Source organism: Limnohabitans sp. TS-CS-82 (assembly GCF_002943475.1).
Genome location: NZ_PTQX01000002.1, coordinates 665,330 through 680,759, shown reverse-complemented (window position 1 = coordinate 680,759; position 15,430 = coordinate 665,330). Strand labels below are relative to the sequence as shown.

Below are 15,430 nucleotides of genomic sequence, written 5' to 3'. Positions count from 1 at the left end.
ACAAGTGCAGTCTGCGGTAGGCTTGCACGTTCGGCCTGAATTTTAAGGGTCAACCCGTACGGTTTTTTGAATTGCACGTTTTTTCGAGCTATACAGTTTTTACCCATCATGTCTGACACCGCAGAAACACGCCCTGACACATTGCCAGCCGCCGAGGTCCCCGCCTCTGAAGCCCCCAAGGGCACGATGGTCCGCTACCCCGGTTCGCCGTTTGAGCTGTTTCAGCCTTACCCCCCAGCGGGCGACCAGCCCGCAGCCATTGCTCAACTGATTGAAGGGGTGAACGACGGCGAGGTGTTTCAAACCCTGTTGGGTGTGACGGGCTCAGGCAAAACCTTCACCATGGCCAATGTGATCGCTCAGTTGGGGCGGCCTGCCATCATCTTTGCGCCCAACAAAACCTTGGCGGCGCAGCTCTACAGCGAGTTCCGTGAGTTTTTCCCCAACAACGCGGTGGAGTATTTCGTCAGTTACTACGACTACTACCAGCCCGAGGCCTATGTGCCGCAGCGCGATTTGTTCATCGAGAAAGACAGCGCTATCAACGAGCACATCGAGCAAATGCGACTCTCGTGTACCAAGAGCATCTTGGAGCGCCGTGATGTGATCGTGGTGGCCACGGTCTCTGCCATCTACGGTATCGGTGAGCCCGAGAGCTACCACCAAATGATCATGACCCTGCGTACTGGCGACAAAGTGGGCCAGCGCGACGCCATCGCCCAGCTGGTGCGCATGCAGTACGAGCGCAACGACCAAGATTTTTCACGCGGCAAATTTCGCGTGCGTGGCGACACGATTGATGTGTTCCCCGCCGAGCACTCTGAGCTGGCCATTCGCATTGAGTTGTTTGATGACGAGATTGAAAGCCTGCAACTGTTTGACCCCCTCACGGGCCGCATCCGCCAAAAGATTCCGCGCTTCACCATTTACCCATCCAGCCACTACGTCACACCGCGTGACCGCGTGTTGGCGGCGGTGGAGACCATCAAGGTGGAATTGGCCGAACGCTTGAAAGAGCTGGTGGGCATGAACAAGCTGGTCGAAGCCCAGCGCCTAGACCAGCGCACACGCTTTGATTTGGAAATGCTCAGCGAAGTGGGCCACTGCAAAGGCATTGAGAACTACACCCGCCATTTGTCGGGCGCGCCAGTGGGGGCGCCACCCAGCACCTTGACCGACTACATGCCCAAAGACTCCATCATGTTTTTGGACGAGAGCCACGTCATGATTGGCCAACTCGGCGGCATGTACAACGGTGACCGTGCGCGCAAAACCACGCTGGTGGAATATGGTTTCCGTTTGCCCAGCGCCTTAGATAACCGGCCCTTGAAGCTCGATGAGTTTGAAAAGCGCATGCGTCAAGTGGTGTTTGTCTCAGCCACGCCCGCCGACTACGAAAAGACCCACGCCAGCAAAGTGGTGGAGCAGTTGGTGCGCCCCACAGGCTTGGTGGACCCCTTGGTGGAAGTGCGCCCTGCGACGCATCAAGTGGACGATGTGCTGCAAGAAATCCGCATCCGCGTGGAGCTGAACGAACGCGTGCTCATCACCACGCTGACCAAGCGCATGGCCGAGCAGCTGACCGATTACCTCACCGACAACGGCGTGAAAGTGCGCTACATCCACAGCGATGTCGACACCGTGGAGCGCGTCGAAATTTTGCGCGACTTGCGCTTGGGTACGTTTGATGTGCTGGTGGGCATCAACTTGTTGCGCGAGGGTATTGACTTGCCCGAGGTGTCGTTGGTGGCCATTTTGGATGCTGACAAAGAAGGCTTCTTGCGCTCTGAGCGCAGCTTGATTCAAACCATTGGCCGTGCGGCGCGTAACCTGAGTGGCAAAGCCATTTTGTACGCCGACCGCATGACCGAGTCGATGAAAAAAGCGATTGGCGAAACCGAGCGTCGACGCACCAAGCAAATCGCGCACAACTTAGAAATGGGCATCACACCGCGCGGTGTGGTCAAGGGGATTCGCGATTTGATCGATGGCGTTTACAGCGAGAAGGCGGGCAAAGAAGCGCAAGAGCGCGAGCTGCAACGCGCCGCCATCGAAGACATGAGCGAACGCGATGTGGCCAAAGAAATCAAACGCTTAGAAAAGCTGATGATGGAACACGCCCGCAACCTCGAATTCGAAAACGCCGCCCGTGTGCGCGATCAACTGGCTGCGTTGCGCGAACAAGCCTTCGGTGGGGCAGGGCATGACAACGTGGCGGTCTTAGCGCAAAAGGCGTGATGCGCAAGGCAATGGGCACCTTAAACCGTTTTGTCTTTGACAAAGGTGGTTTTTCATGGAGTACCCGAGCAATTCAATGGGGATTAGGCTATACTTGACTCAATTAGTCGACAAAGCCCAACCACAGATAGGAGCTTGCCATGCGTCTCACCACCAAAGGTCGTTTTGCGGTCACCGCCATGATTGACTTGGCCTTGCGCCAAGCCAACGGTCCCGTCACTTTGGCTGCGATCAGCCAACGTCAGCAAATTTCATTGTCTTACCTGGAGCAGTTGTTCGGTAAGCTGCGCCGCCATGACTTGGTGGAGTCCACCCGCGGCCCAGGTGGTGGCTATTCGTTGGGCCGCAAAGCTGCAGACATCACGGTCGCCGACATCATTGTGTCGGTGGATGAACCCATTGATGCCACCCACTGCGGCGGCAAAGAAAACTGTTTGGGCGAAACCGGCCGCTGCATGACGCATGAGTTGTGGGCGTCGCTGAACCAGCGGATGGTGGAGTTTTTAGACTCCGTCACCTTGCAAAAGCTGGTCGACGACCAAATTGCCAAAGGCATCGAAATCGAAGACAAACCCATGGTTCGTCGTGCCATTTCACCTATGCCGGTGGCCAAGCCCATTCATGTGAATGCCCCTAATTCTGTTTTTGCACTGGGCAACGCATTTGCCAAAAGCTAAGCCCTGACAGTGATCAGCACCTCTCCCATTTTGTTCAAACCTCATTGAGTACGGCCATGACACCTCATTTCCCTATTTATCTCGACTACGGCGCCACCAACCCGTGCGACCCACGCGTTGTGGATGCCATGATTCCTTGGTTGCGCGAGCACTTTGGCAATCCCGCTTCTCGCAGCCACGCATGGGGCTGGGAAGCCGAGGCCGCAGTTGAAAAAGCCCGTGAAGATGTGGCCTCTCTCATTGGTGCTGACCCCCGCGAAATCGTGTGGACCTCGGGTGCCACAGAGTCGAACAACCTCGCGCTCAAAGGCGCGGCGCACTTCTACAAGTCCAAGGGCAAACACCTCATCACCGTGAAGACCGAGCACAAAGCCGTGCTCGACACCATGCGTGAGTTGGAGCGCCAAGGCTTTGAGGTGACTTATCTCGACGTGCAAGAAGACGGCATGCTCAGCATGGACGCGCTCAAAGCCGCCATTCGCCCCGACACCATTTTGATCAGCGTGATGTTCGTGAACAACGAAATCGGCGTGATCCAAGACATCGCTGGCATCGGCGCGATGTGCCGTGAAAAAGGCATCATCTTCCACGTGGATGCGGCGCAAGCCACGGGCAAAGTGGAGATCGACCTGACCACCTTGCCTGTTGACTTGATGAGCTTGGCCTCTCACAAAACCTACGGCCCCAAAGGCATTGGTGCTTTGTATGTGCGCCGCAAACCTCGCGTGCGCCTAGAAGCGCAAATGCACGGTGGCGGCCACGAGCGCGGCATGCGCAGCGGCACTTTGCCCACCCACCAATGTGTGGGCATGGGCGTAGCTTTCCGCATTGCCAAAGAAGACATGGCCAAAGACTTGGCCAAAGCCAAAGCTTTGCAAAAGCGTTTGCTCGATGGTTTCAAAGACATGGAGCAAGTCTTCATCAACGGCAACATGGAGCACCGTGTGCCGCACAACTTGAACATCAGCTTCAACTATGTGGAAGGTGAGTCGCTCATCATGGGCATCAAGGGCTTGGCGGTGTCGTCGGGTTCGGCCTGTACCTCGGCCAGCTTGGAGCCCAGCTATGTGTTGCGCGCCTTGGGTCGCAGCGACGAGTTGGCGCACAGCAGCTTGCGCATGACGATTGGCCGCTTCAGCACCGAAGAAGAAATTGACTACGCGATTGAAACCATCCGCCTCAACGTGGCCAAGCTGCGTGAACTGAGCCCCTTGTGGGACATGTACAAAGAAGGCATCGACATCAGCACCATCCAATGGGCTGCGCATTAATTAAGGAGATTCACCATGGCTTATTCTGAAAAAGTGGTTGACCACTACGAAAACCCCCGCAACGTGGGCTCCTTCGACAAGGGCGACGATTCTGTAGGCACCGGCATGGTGGGCGCGCCCGCGTGCGGTGACGTGATGAAGTTGCAAATCAAGGTCAACCCCGTCACGGGCGTGATCGAAGATGCACGTTTCAAAACCTACGGTTGCGGCTCTGCCATCGCTTCCAGCTCACTCGTGACCGAGTGGGTCAAGGGCAAAACTTTGGACGAAGCAGCGGCTTTGAAAAACAGCGAAATCGCTGAAGAGCTGGCGCTGCCTCCTGTGAAAATTCATTGCTCCATCTTGGCTGAAGACGCCATCAAGGCCGCAGTGGATGATTACAAAAAGAAACACGCTGCGGCTTAACCCAAGAAGAACACCATGGCGATCACATTGACTGAAGCCGCGGCACGACACGTGACCCGCTACCTTGCCAAGCGTGGCAAGGGTGTGGGCGTGCGCTTGGGCGTCAAAACCACGGGCTGTTCGGGCTTGGCCTACAAGCTCGAATACGTGGACGAACAAGAACCGGAAGACGTGGTCTTTGAAGACCACGGCGTGAAGGTGTTGATCGACCCCAAGAGCTTGGCCTACATCGACGGCACGCAACTCGACTTCGTGCGCGAAGGCCTGAACGAGGGCTTCAAGTTTTTGAACCCGAACGAACGTGACCGTTGCGGTTGCGGCGAATCGTTCCGTATTTAAATCTCAATAGCTTAAAGCGGGGCGCCACGTGAACGAATCGGCCAAGCCGTTGTCGGCGCAGCTCGCGGTCAGCGACTTTGAACTCTTTGGCGTTCCCACGCAGTTTGCACAAGACCGCGCCCAGCTTGATGCTCGCTGGAAAGACTTGCAACGCGAAGCCCACCCCGACAAATTTGCCTCTCAAGGCACTGCCGCACAACGTGTGGCCATGCAATGGTCGGTGCGCATCAATGAGGCCTACCAACGCCTCAAAGACCCGATGCGCCGCGCCGCCTATTTGTGCGAGCTGGGCGGTGCACCCATTCAAGCCGAGAACAACACCGCCATGCCCGCTGCATTTTTGATGCAGCACATGGAATGGCGCGAGGCCATGGACGATGCCACGGATGTAGCCGCGCTCGAAGCCTTGTTTGACGAAGTGCAGCAAGCCCATAAAACTGCCTTGCAGCAATGCGCCAAGCTCATTGACACCGCACACGACCTGCCCACAGCCGCGCAGCAGGTGAGGGGGCTGATGTTTGTCGAGAAGTTTTTGCACGACATCGAAGCCCGAATTGACCAACTAGACGCCTCCTGAAAGCGACAATACACACCTATGGCGTTGTTACAAATTTCCGAACCTGGCCAAGCGCCAGACCCACACCAGCGACGCATCGCGGTGGGTATTGACTTAGGCACTACCCACTCGCTCGTGGCTTCTATGCGCAACGGCTTTGCCGAGTGCTTGCCCGATGCAGAAGGCCATGTCATTTTGCCGTCTGCTGTGCGCTACCTTGAAAACGACGGCCGCCAAATTGGCCGTGCTGCATTGGCTTCGCAAGCTGAAGATCCGCAAAACACGCTGGTGTCTGTGAAGCGCTTCATGGGCCGTGGTGTGGCTGACATTGCTAACCGCAATCAGTTGCCCTACGTGTTTGTCGACAAGCCCGGCATGTTGGCCATTCAAACCCGCGTGGGTGAGAAGTCGCCCGTCGAGGTGAGCGCCGAAATTTTGGCCACCTTGCGCTTCCGTGCTGAAGACACCTTCAACGACGATTTGTACGGCGCGGTCATTACCGTGCCCGCGTACTTTGACGACGCCCAACGCCAAGCAACCAAAGATGCCGCGCAACTTGCGGGCATCAACGTGCTGCGCCTCATCAACGAGCCTACAGCTGCAGCCATTGCCTATGGTTTAGACCAAGCCAGTGAAGGCGTGTACGCCGTGTATGACCTTGGCGGTGGCACGTTTGATATCTCTGTGTTGCGTTTGACACGCGGCGTGTTTGAAGTGTTGGCCACCGGCGGCGATTCCGCTTTGGGCGGTGACGATTACGACCGCGCTTTGGTCGATTGGGTGCAAGCTCAAACCGGCTGCGTCATTGCAACGCCCGCTGATAAATCGAATGTGTTGGTGGCAGCGCGTGCTTGCAAAGAAGCTTTGTCTGTGGCTGATAGCGCCACGTTTGAAGTGGTCTTGTCGAGTGGCGCATTGCGCCACACCGTCACACGCGCTGAGTTTGAAGCAGCCACTGCCGCTTTGACCCAACGCACCTTGTCTGCCGTGCGCAAAGCTTTGCGCGATGCCAAGCTCAGCAAAGACGACATTCAAGGCGTGGTCATGGTGGGCGGCTCCACCCGCATGCCGCAAGTGCAGCAAGCCGTGGCTGACCTGCTGGGCTGCGCACCGCTGAACAACCTCAACCCAGACGAAGTGGTGGCCCTCGGTGCCTCCATTCAAGCCAACCAGTTGGCAGGAAACAACCCCGATGGTGAGTTGCTGTTGCTCGACGTAATTCCTTTGTCGCTGGGTATCGAAACCATGGGTGGTTTGGTGGAACGCATCGTGCCGCGCAACCAAACCATTCCCACCGCAATGGCGCAGGACTTCACCACTTACCAAGATGGCCAAACCGCCTTGGCTTTGCATGTGGTGCAGGGCGAGCGTGACATGGTGGCCGACTGCCGCAGCTTGGCGCGCTTTGAGCTGCGCGGTATTCCTCCCATGGCCGCAGGCGCTGCACGCATTCGTGTGACCTTCACGGTCGATGCCGATGGCATGGTGAGCGTGGGCGCGTTGGAGCAGCTCAGCGGCGTCACAGCCAACATCACCGTCAAACCGTCGTATGGTTTGTCTGACGACCAAATTGCAGCCATGCTGCAAGACAGTTTCAAAACCGCCGAGCAAGACATCAAAGCCCGCGCTTTGGTCGAGGCCCGCGTGGACGCCGACCGCATGTGGCTGGCCACACAAAGCGCCTTGCAAGCCGACGGCGATTTGTTGTCAGCTCAAGACCGCACACGCATCGACGCATTGATGGCAGCCACGCTAGACGCTAAAAAGCTAGAGGACGCAGCAGCCATTGAAGCCATCACCGAAGCGCTGGCCAAAGGCACAGAAGCTTTCGCAGCCCAACGCATGAACCGAGGCATTCAACACGCCTTGGCCGGACAAAACATCGAGAACATTTAAATGCCCATCATCAAAATTTTGCCCCACGCCGAACTCTGCCCAAATGGTGCTGAGCTGCAAGCTGCTGTCGGTAGCACCATCTGCGAAGTGCTGTTGGAGCACTACATCAACATCGAACACGCCTGCGATATGAGCTGCGCTTGCACCACCTGTCACGTCATCGTGCGCGAAGGTTTCAAGTCGCTCAACGAGGCCGATGAAAACGAAGACGACTTGCTCGACCGCGCTTGGGGCTTGGAGCCCAATTCACGCTTGAGCTGCCAAGCCATCGTGGCCCAGCAAAACTTGGTGGTGGAAATCCCCAAATACACCATCAACCACGCCAAAGAAAACCACTGACCATGCGCCAGATTTTTCTAGACACTGAAACCACGGGTCTTTCGGCCGAGAACGGTGACCGCATCATTGAAATCGGTTGTGTCGAGATGTTCAACCGCAAGTTGACCGGTCACAACTTGCATATTTATTTGAACCCCGAGCGTGATAGCCATGAAGATGCGCTGCGTGTCCACGGCATCACCAATGAGTTCTTGAAAGACAAGCCCAAGTTCGCCGAAGTGGTGGACCAGTTTTTGGCATACATCGCTGGCGCAGAAATCATCATTCACAACGCGCCGTTTGACATTGGCTTTTTGAACAAAGAGCTTGAGCTGCAAGGGCGCCCGCGTTTCACCACGTTCATCGATGGCGTCACCGACACCTTGGTGATGGCCAAAGAAATGTTCCCCGGCAAGCGCAACTCGCTGGACTCTTTGTGCGATCGCTTAGAAGTCGACAACTCCGGCCGCACCTTGCACGGCGCGTTGCTCGATGCCGAGCTGTTAGCCGATGTGTACATCAACATGACGCGCGGCCAAGACGCGTTGTTGATGGAGGTAGAGAGCGAAGACTCACAAACCCGTACGTTGGAAGTTGTGGACTTGAGTTTGTTCAAGTTGCCTGTGATTGCCGCATCAGAGCAAGAGTTGGTTCAGCACGCCGATCTTTTGACGCAACTCGATAAATCGAGCGGTGGGAAAACCGTTTGGCGAAACTCGGTAATTTCTGTGGCATAATATTGTTCTTTCCAGCGATGGATAAGGGCGATTAGCTCAGGGGTAGAGCACTGCATTCACACTGCAGGGGTCGCAAGTTCGAAACTTGCATCGCCCACCACAAATCCCAAAAAAAGCACTTGCGAATTTCGTAAGTGCTTTTTTTTCGTCCCATCAACGCCATGCGCAATGCTTCAGGCGCGATGAGAGGTGTGCGAGTAAGCGTGGATTTGTTCAAAGTCGATGAAGCCTTGCTCGACATTGGCTCCGGCCAGCTTAACGCGCAATAAATCGCCAACTTCTATGTTCCGGACCCAAGACACCAGCATGCCTTCTGCTGGGGGTGAAAAAATGCGCACCCATGTCCCGCTCGGCGTTTTTCCTGTGACCACCGCATCAAACACATGGCCGATTTGGTTCACCAACATCAAGGCAGCTTCCGACTTGCGCAAGCGCCGTTCTACTTTGCGCGCCGCATCTTCTTGTTGTGTGCAATGTGAGGCCAGCGCTTGAAGTTCTGCGCTGGTGTAGGGCGATTTCCCATGTATCAGCCAGCCTTTGATCATGCGCTGCGTGATCAGGTCAGGGTAGCGCCGGTTGGGGGCTGTGGAGTGTGTGTAATCTCGAACGGACAAGCCAAAGTGACCGATGGCCATGTCTGGCGTGTTTTCGACCACGTATTCTCCCGAGCCCATCAGTTTGATGATGACCAAGGACAAATCGGGGAAACGCAAAGGATCGGTGGCACGTTGCTTAGCCAAAAACGTTTCCAGCGCTTTGGCGTCTGGTTCTTGTGGCAATCGGTATTTGTAGCGGTGGGCCACTTCGACAATGCGTTGCCAACGCTCTGGCGAACGCACCACGCGGCGCAACGATGCGCCACCTCTTGCGGTCAGAAAATGGGCCGTGCAGGTATTGGCCGCAATCATGAATTCCTCAATCAGCTGCCGCGCACGGTTGTGCATTTGTTGCTCAATGGCCACCACATGCTCGCCTTCAAAGACGGCTTTGGGTTGAAAGGTTTCAAACTCCAGAGCGCCTTGTGCATGCCTTTTTTGTCGCAGCAACTGCGCTGTGGCGTCTTGCAAATGCAACTGTGCATCCATGCCCTCCAACGCTTGCGCGGCCATGGGCAAAGGACCTTGCCCATTCAACCAGCTTGACACGGCGTCATAAGCCAATTTCGCTTTGTTACAAACTTTGGCGCGGTAGACCTCACTGTGGCAAATTTCGGCTTCGGGGTTGATGTGCATTTCAATCACCACGGCCAAACGATCTTGGTGAGGGTTGAGCGAGGTGAGGTCGGTGCTGAGTCGCTCGGGCAACATCGGAAAGATGCGTGTCGAGGTGTAGACCGAGGTGGTGTTTTGTTTGGCATGCGCATCGAGTGCCGATCCTTGCGGCACCAAAACATCGACATCAGCCACGGCCACCCAAATTTTGACGATGCCATTGGGCAGCAATTCACCGACAGTGAGTTGATCGAGATCTAAGGAGTCGTCGTTGTCAATGGAGCACCAAGCGTATGGCGTCATATCGACGATGTGTGGGTCGTTGTCGTGTCCCGCTTGCGTGATGGCGTTGAGCTCTTGGCGTACCGCGGCAGGAAATTCGGGTGCCAGGCCCCGCTCAAGCATGGCTTGCGCGGCGATCAGCGACAGTTCAGAGCGACCCATGGTGTGTTGTTTGTGCATAGATCTTGAATGTAGCGCTTCGATCTGGCTCTGCCGGGCGGCGCGTGATGGCATGGGTGATCTATGCGACCATCATGACTTGCGAAATCCAACCATGGGTCAACCACAAAGGGGCATGCATGCATCACCAACAACGACGCGTTTTCGTCACAGGCACCACCAGTGGCATTGGCGAGGCGATCGCTCAAGCTTTTGCGGCGCAGGGTGCGTGGGTCATGGCGACGGGGGCGACGCATGCCAAGTTTGTGACGGGCGTGGTGTTGCCTGTGGACGGCGGGTATTTGATTTCGTGAACGATGGCGCAAGTTGCGCTACATAAAGGAGTGTTTCTATGACGATGGCATTTGTGGCGGTGTTGGTGGCTGGGGTTTTGCCCTTGGTGTGCGCGGGCATTGCCAAGGCGGGTTGTAAAGACTATGACAACCGCGACCCTCGGGCTTGGTTGGCCAAGCAAACGGGATTCAGAGCCCGCGCCAATGCGGCACAAGCGAACAGTTTTGAGGCGTTTCCATTTTTTGCAGCGGCTGTCGTGCTGGCCACCTTCACCCAAGCAGATGCCCGTTCGGTCAACCTCTTGGCCTTTATTTTTGTGGCGTCCCGCATGGCTTACATCGCCTGCTATTTGGCAGACAAGGCGTCGGCCCGCTCTGTGTTTTGGGCGGTGGGCTACGGTGCCACGATTTGGCTCTACGTTTTGGCGATTTGGTCTTGATTTTGGACTGCACGCCTCGATATGAGGGTTTATCTGAGTTGCTTTACCGTGCAGTCACTTCTTACAAGCACAATGGCGACTTGCTTTTTACTTGGCACCTTTCAATTGGGGCTCTTTCATGAAAACTTCTTCGTTTTTTAAGCCATTTTTAGCAGGGCTGATGGCCTTGGCCGCAGCGGCGGCGCTGGCGTTACCGACGCCCAAAGACATTGAGTTTGCCGTCAACGCAGGGCATCTCACGCAAGCGGAGTCCATGCTGCGCGAGGTGATTCAAGAAAAACCGCAAAGTGCCAAAGCGCATTACGAGTTGGGCCAAGTGCTCGCCCGTGAAACACGCTATGCCGATGCACACACGGAATTGAAAAAAGCCAAAGAGTTGGACCCCACCTTGAAATTCGCGGCCAACCCTGAGAAGTTCAATGAAACCTACGACAAAGTGAACCGCTTGGCGCAAAACGCCGCTTCGGGCCATGTGTCGTCTCCTGCTTTGAACACGCCTGCACCGGCCATGGCCGCGCCTGCGCCCGCAGCGCCAGCAGCGCCAGAGTCTGGGTTTTCGTTGAGCTACGTTTGGTTGGGCATTGCCGGTTTGGTGGTGTTCGCTTTGGTGTTGCGTCGCAACAAGCCTGCGCCTGCAGCCCCTGTGTACGCGCCTGCTGCACCCGCCGGGGCAGGCATGGCCCCGCGTGGCTTTGGTGCCCAGTTCACGCCCAATGCGCCCATGAACAACCCCAGCTATCCACCTGGCTACGGCCCGAACGTGCAGCCCACAGGTGGCATGGGCTCGGGCATTGGCGGTGCAGTGGTGGGTGGCTTGGCAGGTGTGGCCGCAGGTTACGCCTTGTCCAAGGCTTTAGAGGGCGACCATCGCACGGATCACGGCAACAACACGGCAGCTAATGCATCGGCTGCCAATAACGGCGGTTACGTGCCTTTTGACACGCCCGCACAACCCGACTTAGGCAGCTTCGATACAGGCTCTGGAAGCGACTGGGATGACGCGTCATCGGGCGGCGGTAGCGACGACAGTTGGTAATACGTCCTCACACCAGCGCTTGGGCGACCACCTGTTGTGTGACGGCCATGGCGGCCTTGTGGGTAGCGGTCATGGGTCTGCGTGCTGACCACACCAACATGAGCTGGCTGGTGAGCTTGGGTTTTTCAATGCGGTGGGTCGTGAAGTCGTGGGTGGTGCCGAAGTTGCGCAGCGTGTAGGGCGGCAGCACGGCGTAGCCCAACCCTTCTTTGACCAATTCCAAAATCGCGTTCAAGCCGTCAATTTCCAGCACGATCTTGGGTTTGCAGTTGATGCGCAGCATTTCGGTTTCGATCAGCAAGCGAAACGCGTTGGGGCGGCTGGGCACGATCAAGGGCAGCTCGGCCAAGTGAGCCAGTGGCATCACGGCTTTGAGCGCGGGTTCTTGGGGCTCGGCTTGGCGTTTTTTGCTGGCAATCAAAATCAGCGCATCGTCGTGCAGCACGGTCATGTCCAAATCGGGGGAGGGGGGCGGGTTGTACAACACAGCCATGTCCAAACGACCGGCACGCAAACTCTCCACCATCAGCACCGAAAAACCCTCGGTCAATGACAGTTGGGCGTGCGGCAGGGCCGCTCTGAATGACAAGGTCAAAGGCACCGTCACCAGCTTGGACAAGCTAGGCGGCAAGCCAATCGACACCCGCCCCGCCAAGGCGCCGCGCACGGAAGCCAGTTCTTCTTGCGCCACCGTCACTTGGTGCAAGATGCCTCGGCCATGCTCCAGCATCACCAAACCCGCCTCGGTCACGGTGACGCCACGGCCATTGCGCATCAGCAAATTTTGGTGCAACTCCACTTCGAGTTGGCGCACATGCCGACTCAACAAGGGTTGCGGAATGCCCAGCGCAGCAGCCGCTTTGGTGAAGCTGCCCAGTTCTGCCACGCGCACAAAAGATTCGATTTGTTTGAGTTCCATGAGTCGGCCTGTTTTGAATAACCGATTGTGCGTTATTTAATAACGTTATAGCAGCTAGTTCGCAATGGACTGCCTTTTGAGAAGGCAAATCTCTAGAATCGGCGCCATGCAAACCTCTACACCTCCTCTCGTGCTACGCGGTATTTCATCCATGGCGACCAAAGCGCTGCTTGGCGATTTGGTGCAGGCTTACCAAGCGCAAACGGGCGTGGTGGTACAGGTGGAATCCGTGGGCGGTGTCGACGCCGCCAAACGCGTGCAAGCGGGCGAGGCTTTTGATGTGGTGCTGCTGGCCTCGGACGCGATTCAGCGTTTGATTGCCTCGGGCCACGTGATGCCCGACAGCCGTAACGACTGGGTGCGTTCACCCGTGGCCGTAGCAGTGCAAGCGGGCGCTGCACGCCCAGACTTGAGCCACGAAGCGGCGGTGAAAGCGGCCGTGTTGGCCAGCCCCACACTCAGCTATTCCACAGGCCCGAGCGGCGTGTACCTTGAAAAACTGTTCGAACGTTGGGGCATTGCTGACGAGGTGAAAGCCCGCATCGTGGTGCCGCCCCCCGGCACACCTGTAGGCGCGTTGGTGGCCAGTGGCCAAGCCGCCTTGGGGTTTCAGCAGCTGAGCGAACTCATGGCGTTGCCTGGCATTGATGTGCTGGGCACTTTGCCCGCTGATGTGGCGTTCATCACCACGTTTTCGTCGGGCATTCCCAGCGTCATCGCCAACGACGCAGCCCGTGTTGCGGCCGTGCAGTCGTTCTTGACATTTTTGGCTTCTGCTGAGGTAGAAGCCGTCAAACGCCAACAAGGCATGGATTGGGCGACCGTTTAAACGCGACGCACTTTCAATCCTTTACAAATCCACCCGTTTCTTTTCACCTCCAACTTAAATCTGAAGGTTATTCATGTCACTCATCATCGACGTCCACGGTCACTACACCACCGCGCCCAAGGCGCTTGAAGAGTGGCGCAACCGCCAAATCGCCGGCATCAAAGACCCAGCGTCTATGCCTAAAGTGTCCGAGCTGAAAATCAGCGACGACGAGTTGCGTGAAACCATCGAGACCAACCAACTCGCCAAGATGAAAGAGCGCGGCTCTGACATCACCATCTTCAGCCCACGTGCCAGCTTCATGGCCCATCACATTGGCGATTTCCAAGTGTCATCCACTTGGGCTGCCATCTGTAATGAGCTGTGCTTCCGCGTGTCTGAGCTGTTCCCCAACAACTTCGTGCCTGCGGCCATGTTGCCCCAGTCACCCGGTGTGGACCCCGCCACGTGCATTCCTGAACTGGTCAAGTGTGTGGAGCAATACGGCAACGTCGGCATCAACTTGAACCCTGATCCATCAGGTGGTCACTGGACATCGCCCTCGCTGGCCGATAAGTCGTGGTACCCCATTTACGAAAAAATGGTGGAGTACGACATCCCCGCCATGATTCACGTGTCGACCAGCTGCAACGGCTGCTTCCACACCACCGGCGCGCATTACTTGAACGCAGACACCACCGCCTTCATGCAGTGCTTGACCTCAGATTTGTTCAAAGACTTCCCCACCTTGAAGTTCTTGATTCCGCATGGCGGCGGCGCTGTGCCTTACCACTGGGGCCGTTTCCGTGGTTTGGCGCAAGAGCTGAAAAAGCCTTTGCTGTCAGAGCACTTGATGAACAACATTTACTTCGACACCTGCGTGTACCACCAGCCTGGCATCGACTTGCTGACCAAAGTGATTCCGGTCAAGAACATCATGTTCGCGTCCGAGATGATTGGCGCGGTGCGCGGCATTGACCCAGAAACCGGTCACTACTACGACGACACCAAGCGCTACATCGAATCTACGCTCAACCTCAATGCCGACGAGCGCCACCAGGTGTACGAAGGCAACGCACGTCGCGTGTTCTCGCGCTTGGACACCAAGCTCAAGTCGCAAGGCCGTTAATTCATTCTCAGGAGATTTTTTATGTACGAACTCGGCGTTGTTTACCGCAACATCACCCGCGCGGATCGCGCAACGGCTGACGCTTTGGCGTCTTTGGGTTCCGCCACCGTGCACGAAGCCATGGGCCGTGTCGGTTTGATGAAACCCTATATGCGCCCCATCTATGCGGGCGCGCAAGTGTCGGGCACTGCGGTGACCGTGCTGTTGCACCCCGGCGACAACTGGATGATGCACGTCGCTGCTGAGCAAATTCAGCCCGGCGACATCGTGGTGGCAGCCATCACGGCGGAATGCACCGATGGCTACTTTGGCGACTTGTTGGCGACCTCGTTCATGGCCCGTGGCGCGCGCGCTTTGGTCATCGACGCCGGTGTGCGTGATGTGAAAGAGCTGACCAAGATGGGCTTTCCCGTGTGGAGCAAAGCCATCAGCAGCAAAGGCACGATCAAAGCCACCGTGGGTTCGGTGAACATTCCTGTCGTGTGTGCAGGCATGCTCATCACGCCCGGCGACGTGATCGTGGCCGACGACGACGGTGTGGTCTGCGTGCCCGCCGCCATGGCTGCGAAAACCTTGGCCACGGCACAAGCCCGCGAAGCCAACGAAGGCGAGAAGCGCGCCAAGTTGGCCTCTGGCGTGTTGGGTCTGGACATGTACAAGATGCGCGAGCCTTTGGCCGCTGCAGGCCTGAAGTACATCGACTGACGCTTACAACA

At 56.8% G+C, this 15,430-nt stretch carries 17 protein-coding genes and 1 tRNA gene; 16 read left to right on the top strand and 2 right to left on the bottom strand.

What is annotated here, in order from left to right; translation table 11 throughout:
* The first annotated feature begins 108 nt into the window (after positions 1-108).
* The 10 genes from uvrB to C5F52_RS07570 all read left to right on the top strand — a co-directional run bounded on the left by uvrB (position 109) and on the right by C5F52_RS07570 (position 8,537).
* Positions 109-2,238, top strand: a complete 2,130-nt coding sequence (gene uvrB, locus C5F52_RS07615; protein ID WP_369951933.1) for an excinuclease ABC subunit UvrB — start codon at positions 109-111, stop codon at positions 2,236-2,238.
* A 140-nt stretch (positions 2,239-2,378) separates the two neighbouring features.
* Positions 2,379-2,915: a Fe-S cluster assembly transcriptional regulator IscR gene (gene iscR, locus C5F52_RS07610; protein ID WP_104797707.1), complete on the top strand. Its 537-nt coding sequence runs from the start codon at positions 2,379-2,381 to the stop codon at positions 2,913-2,915.
* A gap of 56 nt (positions 2,916-2,971) precedes the next feature.
* A complete protein-coding gene (locus C5F52_RS07605; protein ID WP_104797706.1) occupies positions 2,972-4,186 on the top strand; it encodes an IscS subfamily cysteine desulfurase in 1,215 nt (404 codons plus the stop codon).
* Positions 4,187-4,201: 15 nt separating this feature from the next.
* Positions 4,202-4,591: a Fe-S cluster assembly scaffold IscU gene (iscU, locus tag C5F52_RS07600; protein WP_104797705.1), complete on the top strand. Its 390-nt coding sequence runs from the start codon at positions 4,202-4,204 to the stop codon at positions 4,589-4,591.
* A 15-nt stretch (positions 4,592-4,606) separates the two neighbouring features.
* Positions 4,607-4,930 (top strand): iron-sulfur cluster assembly protein IscA, encoded by a 324-nt coding sequence (gene iscA / locus C5F52_RS07595; RefSeq protein ID WP_104797704.1) that lies wholly within the window; start codon positions 4,607-4,609, stop codon positions 4,928-4,930.
* A gap of 28 nt (positions 4,931-4,958) precedes the next feature.
* The gene (gene hscB, locus C5F52_RS07590; RefSeq protein WP_236657769.1) at positions 4,959-5,507 is read left to right on the top strand and encodes a Fe-S protein assembly co-chaperone HscB; all 549 of its coding nucleotides are present in this window, start codon (positions 4,959-4,961) and stop codon (positions 5,505-5,507) included.
* Between the two features lie 18 nt (positions 5,508-5,525).
* Positions 5,526-7,382 carry a Fe-S protein assembly chaperone HscA gene (hscA, locus tag C5F52_RS07585; protein WP_104797703.1) on the top strand — a complete coding sequence of 619 codons (1,857 nt, stop codon included), beginning with the start codon at positions 5,526-5,528 and terminating at the stop codon, positions 7,380-7,382.
* Positions 7,383-7,721 carry an ISC system 2Fe-2S type ferredoxin gene (gene fdx, locus C5F52_RS07580; protein ID WP_104797702.1) on the top strand — a complete coding sequence of 113 codons (339 nt, stop codon included), beginning with the start codon at positions 7,383-7,385 and terminating at the stop codon, positions 7,719-7,721. It abuts the gene before it with no gap.
* A gap of 2 nt (positions 7,722-7,723) precedes the next feature.
* Complete coding sequence (gene dnaQ / locus C5F52_RS07575; RefSeq protein ID WP_104797701.1) at positions 7,724-8,437, top strand: DNA polymerase III subunit epsilon; 714 nt, start codon at positions 7,724-7,726, stop codon at positions 8,435-8,437.
* Positions 8,438-8,462: 25 nt separating this feature from the next.
* A tRNA-Val gene (locus C5F52_RS07570) sits at positions 8,463-8,537 on the top strand.
* Positions 8,538-8,610: 73 nt separating this feature from the next.
* Here C5F52_RS07570 and C5F52_RS07565 read toward each other — a convergent pair.
* On the bottom strand, positions 8,611-10,110 hold the full coding sequence (locus C5F52_RS07565) for an RNB domain-containing ribonuclease (protein WP_104797700.1): 1,500 nt from the start codon (positions 10,108-10,110) through the stop codon (positions 8,611-8,613).
* Positions 10,111-10,229: 119 nt separating this feature from the next.
* Between C5F52_RS07565 and C5F52_RS29865 the strand changes: the two genes are divergently transcribed.
* From C5F52_RS29865 to C5F52_RS07550, 3 genes are all read left to right on the top strand, one after another.
* Positions 10,230-10,403 carry a hypothetical protein gene (locus C5F52_RS29865; protein ID WP_161499663.1) on the top strand — a complete coding sequence of 58 codons (174 nt, stop codon included), beginning with the start codon at positions 10,230-10,232 and terminating at the stop codon, positions 10,401-10,403.
* Between the two features lie 38 nt (positions 10,404-10,441).
* On the top strand, positions 10,442-10,822 hold the full coding sequence (locus C5F52_RS07555; protein ID WP_104797698.1) for an MAPEG family protein: 381 nt from the start codon (positions 10,442-10,444) through the stop codon (positions 10,820-10,822).
* A 118-nt stretch (positions 10,823-10,940) separates the two neighbouring features.
* Positions 10,941-11,858 carry a M48 family metallopeptidase gene (locus C5F52_RS07550; RefSeq protein WP_146100048.1) on the top strand — a complete coding sequence of 306 codons (918 nt, stop codon included), beginning with the start codon at positions 10,941-10,943 and terminating at the stop codon, positions 11,856-11,858.
* A gap of 7 nt (positions 11,859-11,865) precedes the next feature.
* On the opposite strand, the gene C5F52_RS07545 is transcribed toward C5F52_RS07550, so the two are convergent.
* Positions 11,866-12,777 (bottom strand): LysR family transcriptional regulator, encoded by a 912-nt coding sequence (locus C5F52_RS07545; RefSeq protein WP_104797696.1) that lies wholly within the window; start codon positions 12,775-12,777, stop codon positions 11,866-11,868.
* 106 nt (positions 12,778-12,883) lie between these two features.
* On the opposite strand from C5F52_RS07545, the gene C5F52_RS07540 reads away from it, so the two are divergent.
* From C5F52_RS07540 to ligK, 3 genes are all read left to right on the top strand, one after another.
* On the top strand, positions 12,884-13,606 hold the full coding sequence (locus C5F52_RS07540) for an extracellular solute-binding protein (protein WP_104797695.1): 723 nt from the start codon (positions 12,884-12,886) through the stop codon (positions 13,604-13,606).
* A 73-nt stretch (positions 13,607-13,679) separates the two neighbouring features.
* Positions 13,680-14,714 carry an amidohydrolase family protein gene (locus C5F52_RS07535; protein WP_104797694.1) on the top strand — a complete coding sequence of 345 codons (1,035 nt, stop codon included), beginning with the start codon at positions 13,680-13,682 and terminating at the stop codon, positions 14,712-14,714.
* Between the two features lie 21 nt (positions 14,715-14,735).
* Positions 14,736-15,419 (top strand): 4-carboxy-4-hydroxy-2-oxoadipate aldolase/oxaloacetate decarboxylase, encoded by a 684-nt coding sequence (gene ligK / locus C5F52_RS07530; protein ID WP_104797693.1) that lies wholly within the window; start codon positions 14,736-14,738, stop codon positions 15,417-15,419.
* The last annotated feature ends 11 nt before the right edge of the window (positions 15,420-15,430 follow it).

What these genes read in the sequence shown, in the direction of transcription:
- uvrB (WP_369951933.1), top strand. Translation starts at nt 109, where the DNA reads ATGTCTGACACCGCAGAAACACGCCCTGACACATTGCCAGCCGCCGAG.
- iscR (WP_104797707.1), top strand. Translation starts at nt 2,379, where the DNA reads ATGCGTCTCACCACCAAAGGTCGTTTTGCGGTCACCGCCATGATTGAC.
- C5F52_RS07605 (WP_104797706.1), top strand. Translation starts at nt 2,972, where the DNA reads ATGACACCTCATTTCCCTATTTATCTCGACTACGGCGCCACCAACCCG.
- iscU (WP_104797705.1), top strand. Translation starts at nt 4,202, where the DNA reads ATGGCTTATTCTGAAAAAGTGGTTGACCACTACGAAAACCCCCGCAAC.
- iscA (WP_104797704.1), top strand. Translation starts at nt 4,607, where the DNA reads ATGGCGATCACATTGACTGAAGCCGCGGCACGACACGTGACCCGCTAC.
- hscA (WP_104797703.1), top strand. Translation starts at nt 5,526, where the DNA reads ATGGCGTTGTTACAAATTTCCGAACCTGGCCAAGCGCCAGACCCACAC.
- fdx (WP_104797702.1), top strand. Translation starts at nt 7,383, where the DNA reads ATGCCCATCATCAAAATTTTGCCCCACGCCGAACTCTGCCCAAATGGT.
- dnaQ (WP_104797701.1), top strand. Translation starts at nt 7,724, where the DNA reads ATGCGCCAGATTTTTCTAGACACTGAAACCACGGGTCTTTCGGCCGAG.
- C5F52_RS07565 (WP_104797700.1), bottom strand. Translation starts at nt 10,110, where the DNA reads ATGCACAAACAACACACCATGGGTCGCTCTGAACTGTCGCTGATCGCC.
- C5F52_RS29865 (WP_161499663.1), top strand. Translation starts at nt 10,230, where the DNA reads ATGCATCACCAACAACGACGCGTTTTCGTCACAGGCACCACCAGTGGC.
- C5F52_RS07555 (WP_104797698.1), top strand. Translation starts at nt 10,442, where the DNA reads ATGACGATGGCATTTGTGGCGGTGTTGGTGGCTGGGGTTTTGCCCTTG.
- C5F52_RS07550 (WP_146100048.1), top strand. Translation starts at nt 10,941, where the DNA reads ATGAAAACTTCTTCGTTTTTTAAGCCATTTTTAGCAGGGCTGATGGCC.
- C5F52_RS07545 (WP_104797696.1), bottom strand. Translation starts at nt 12,777, where the DNA reads ATGGAACTCAAACAAATCGAATCTTTTGTGCGCGTGGCAGAACTGGGC.
- C5F52_RS07540 (WP_104797695.1), top strand. Translation starts at nt 12,884, where the DNA reads ATGCAAACCTCTACACCTCCTCTCGTGCTACGCGGTATTTCATCCATG.
- C5F52_RS07535 (WP_104797694.1), top strand. Translation starts at nt 13,680, where the DNA reads ATGTCACTCATCATCGACGTCCACGGTCACTACACCACCGCGCCCAAG.
- ligK (WP_104797693.1), top strand. Translation starts at nt 14,736, where the DNA reads ATGTACGAACTCGGCGTTGTTTACCGCAACATCACCCGCGCGGATCGC.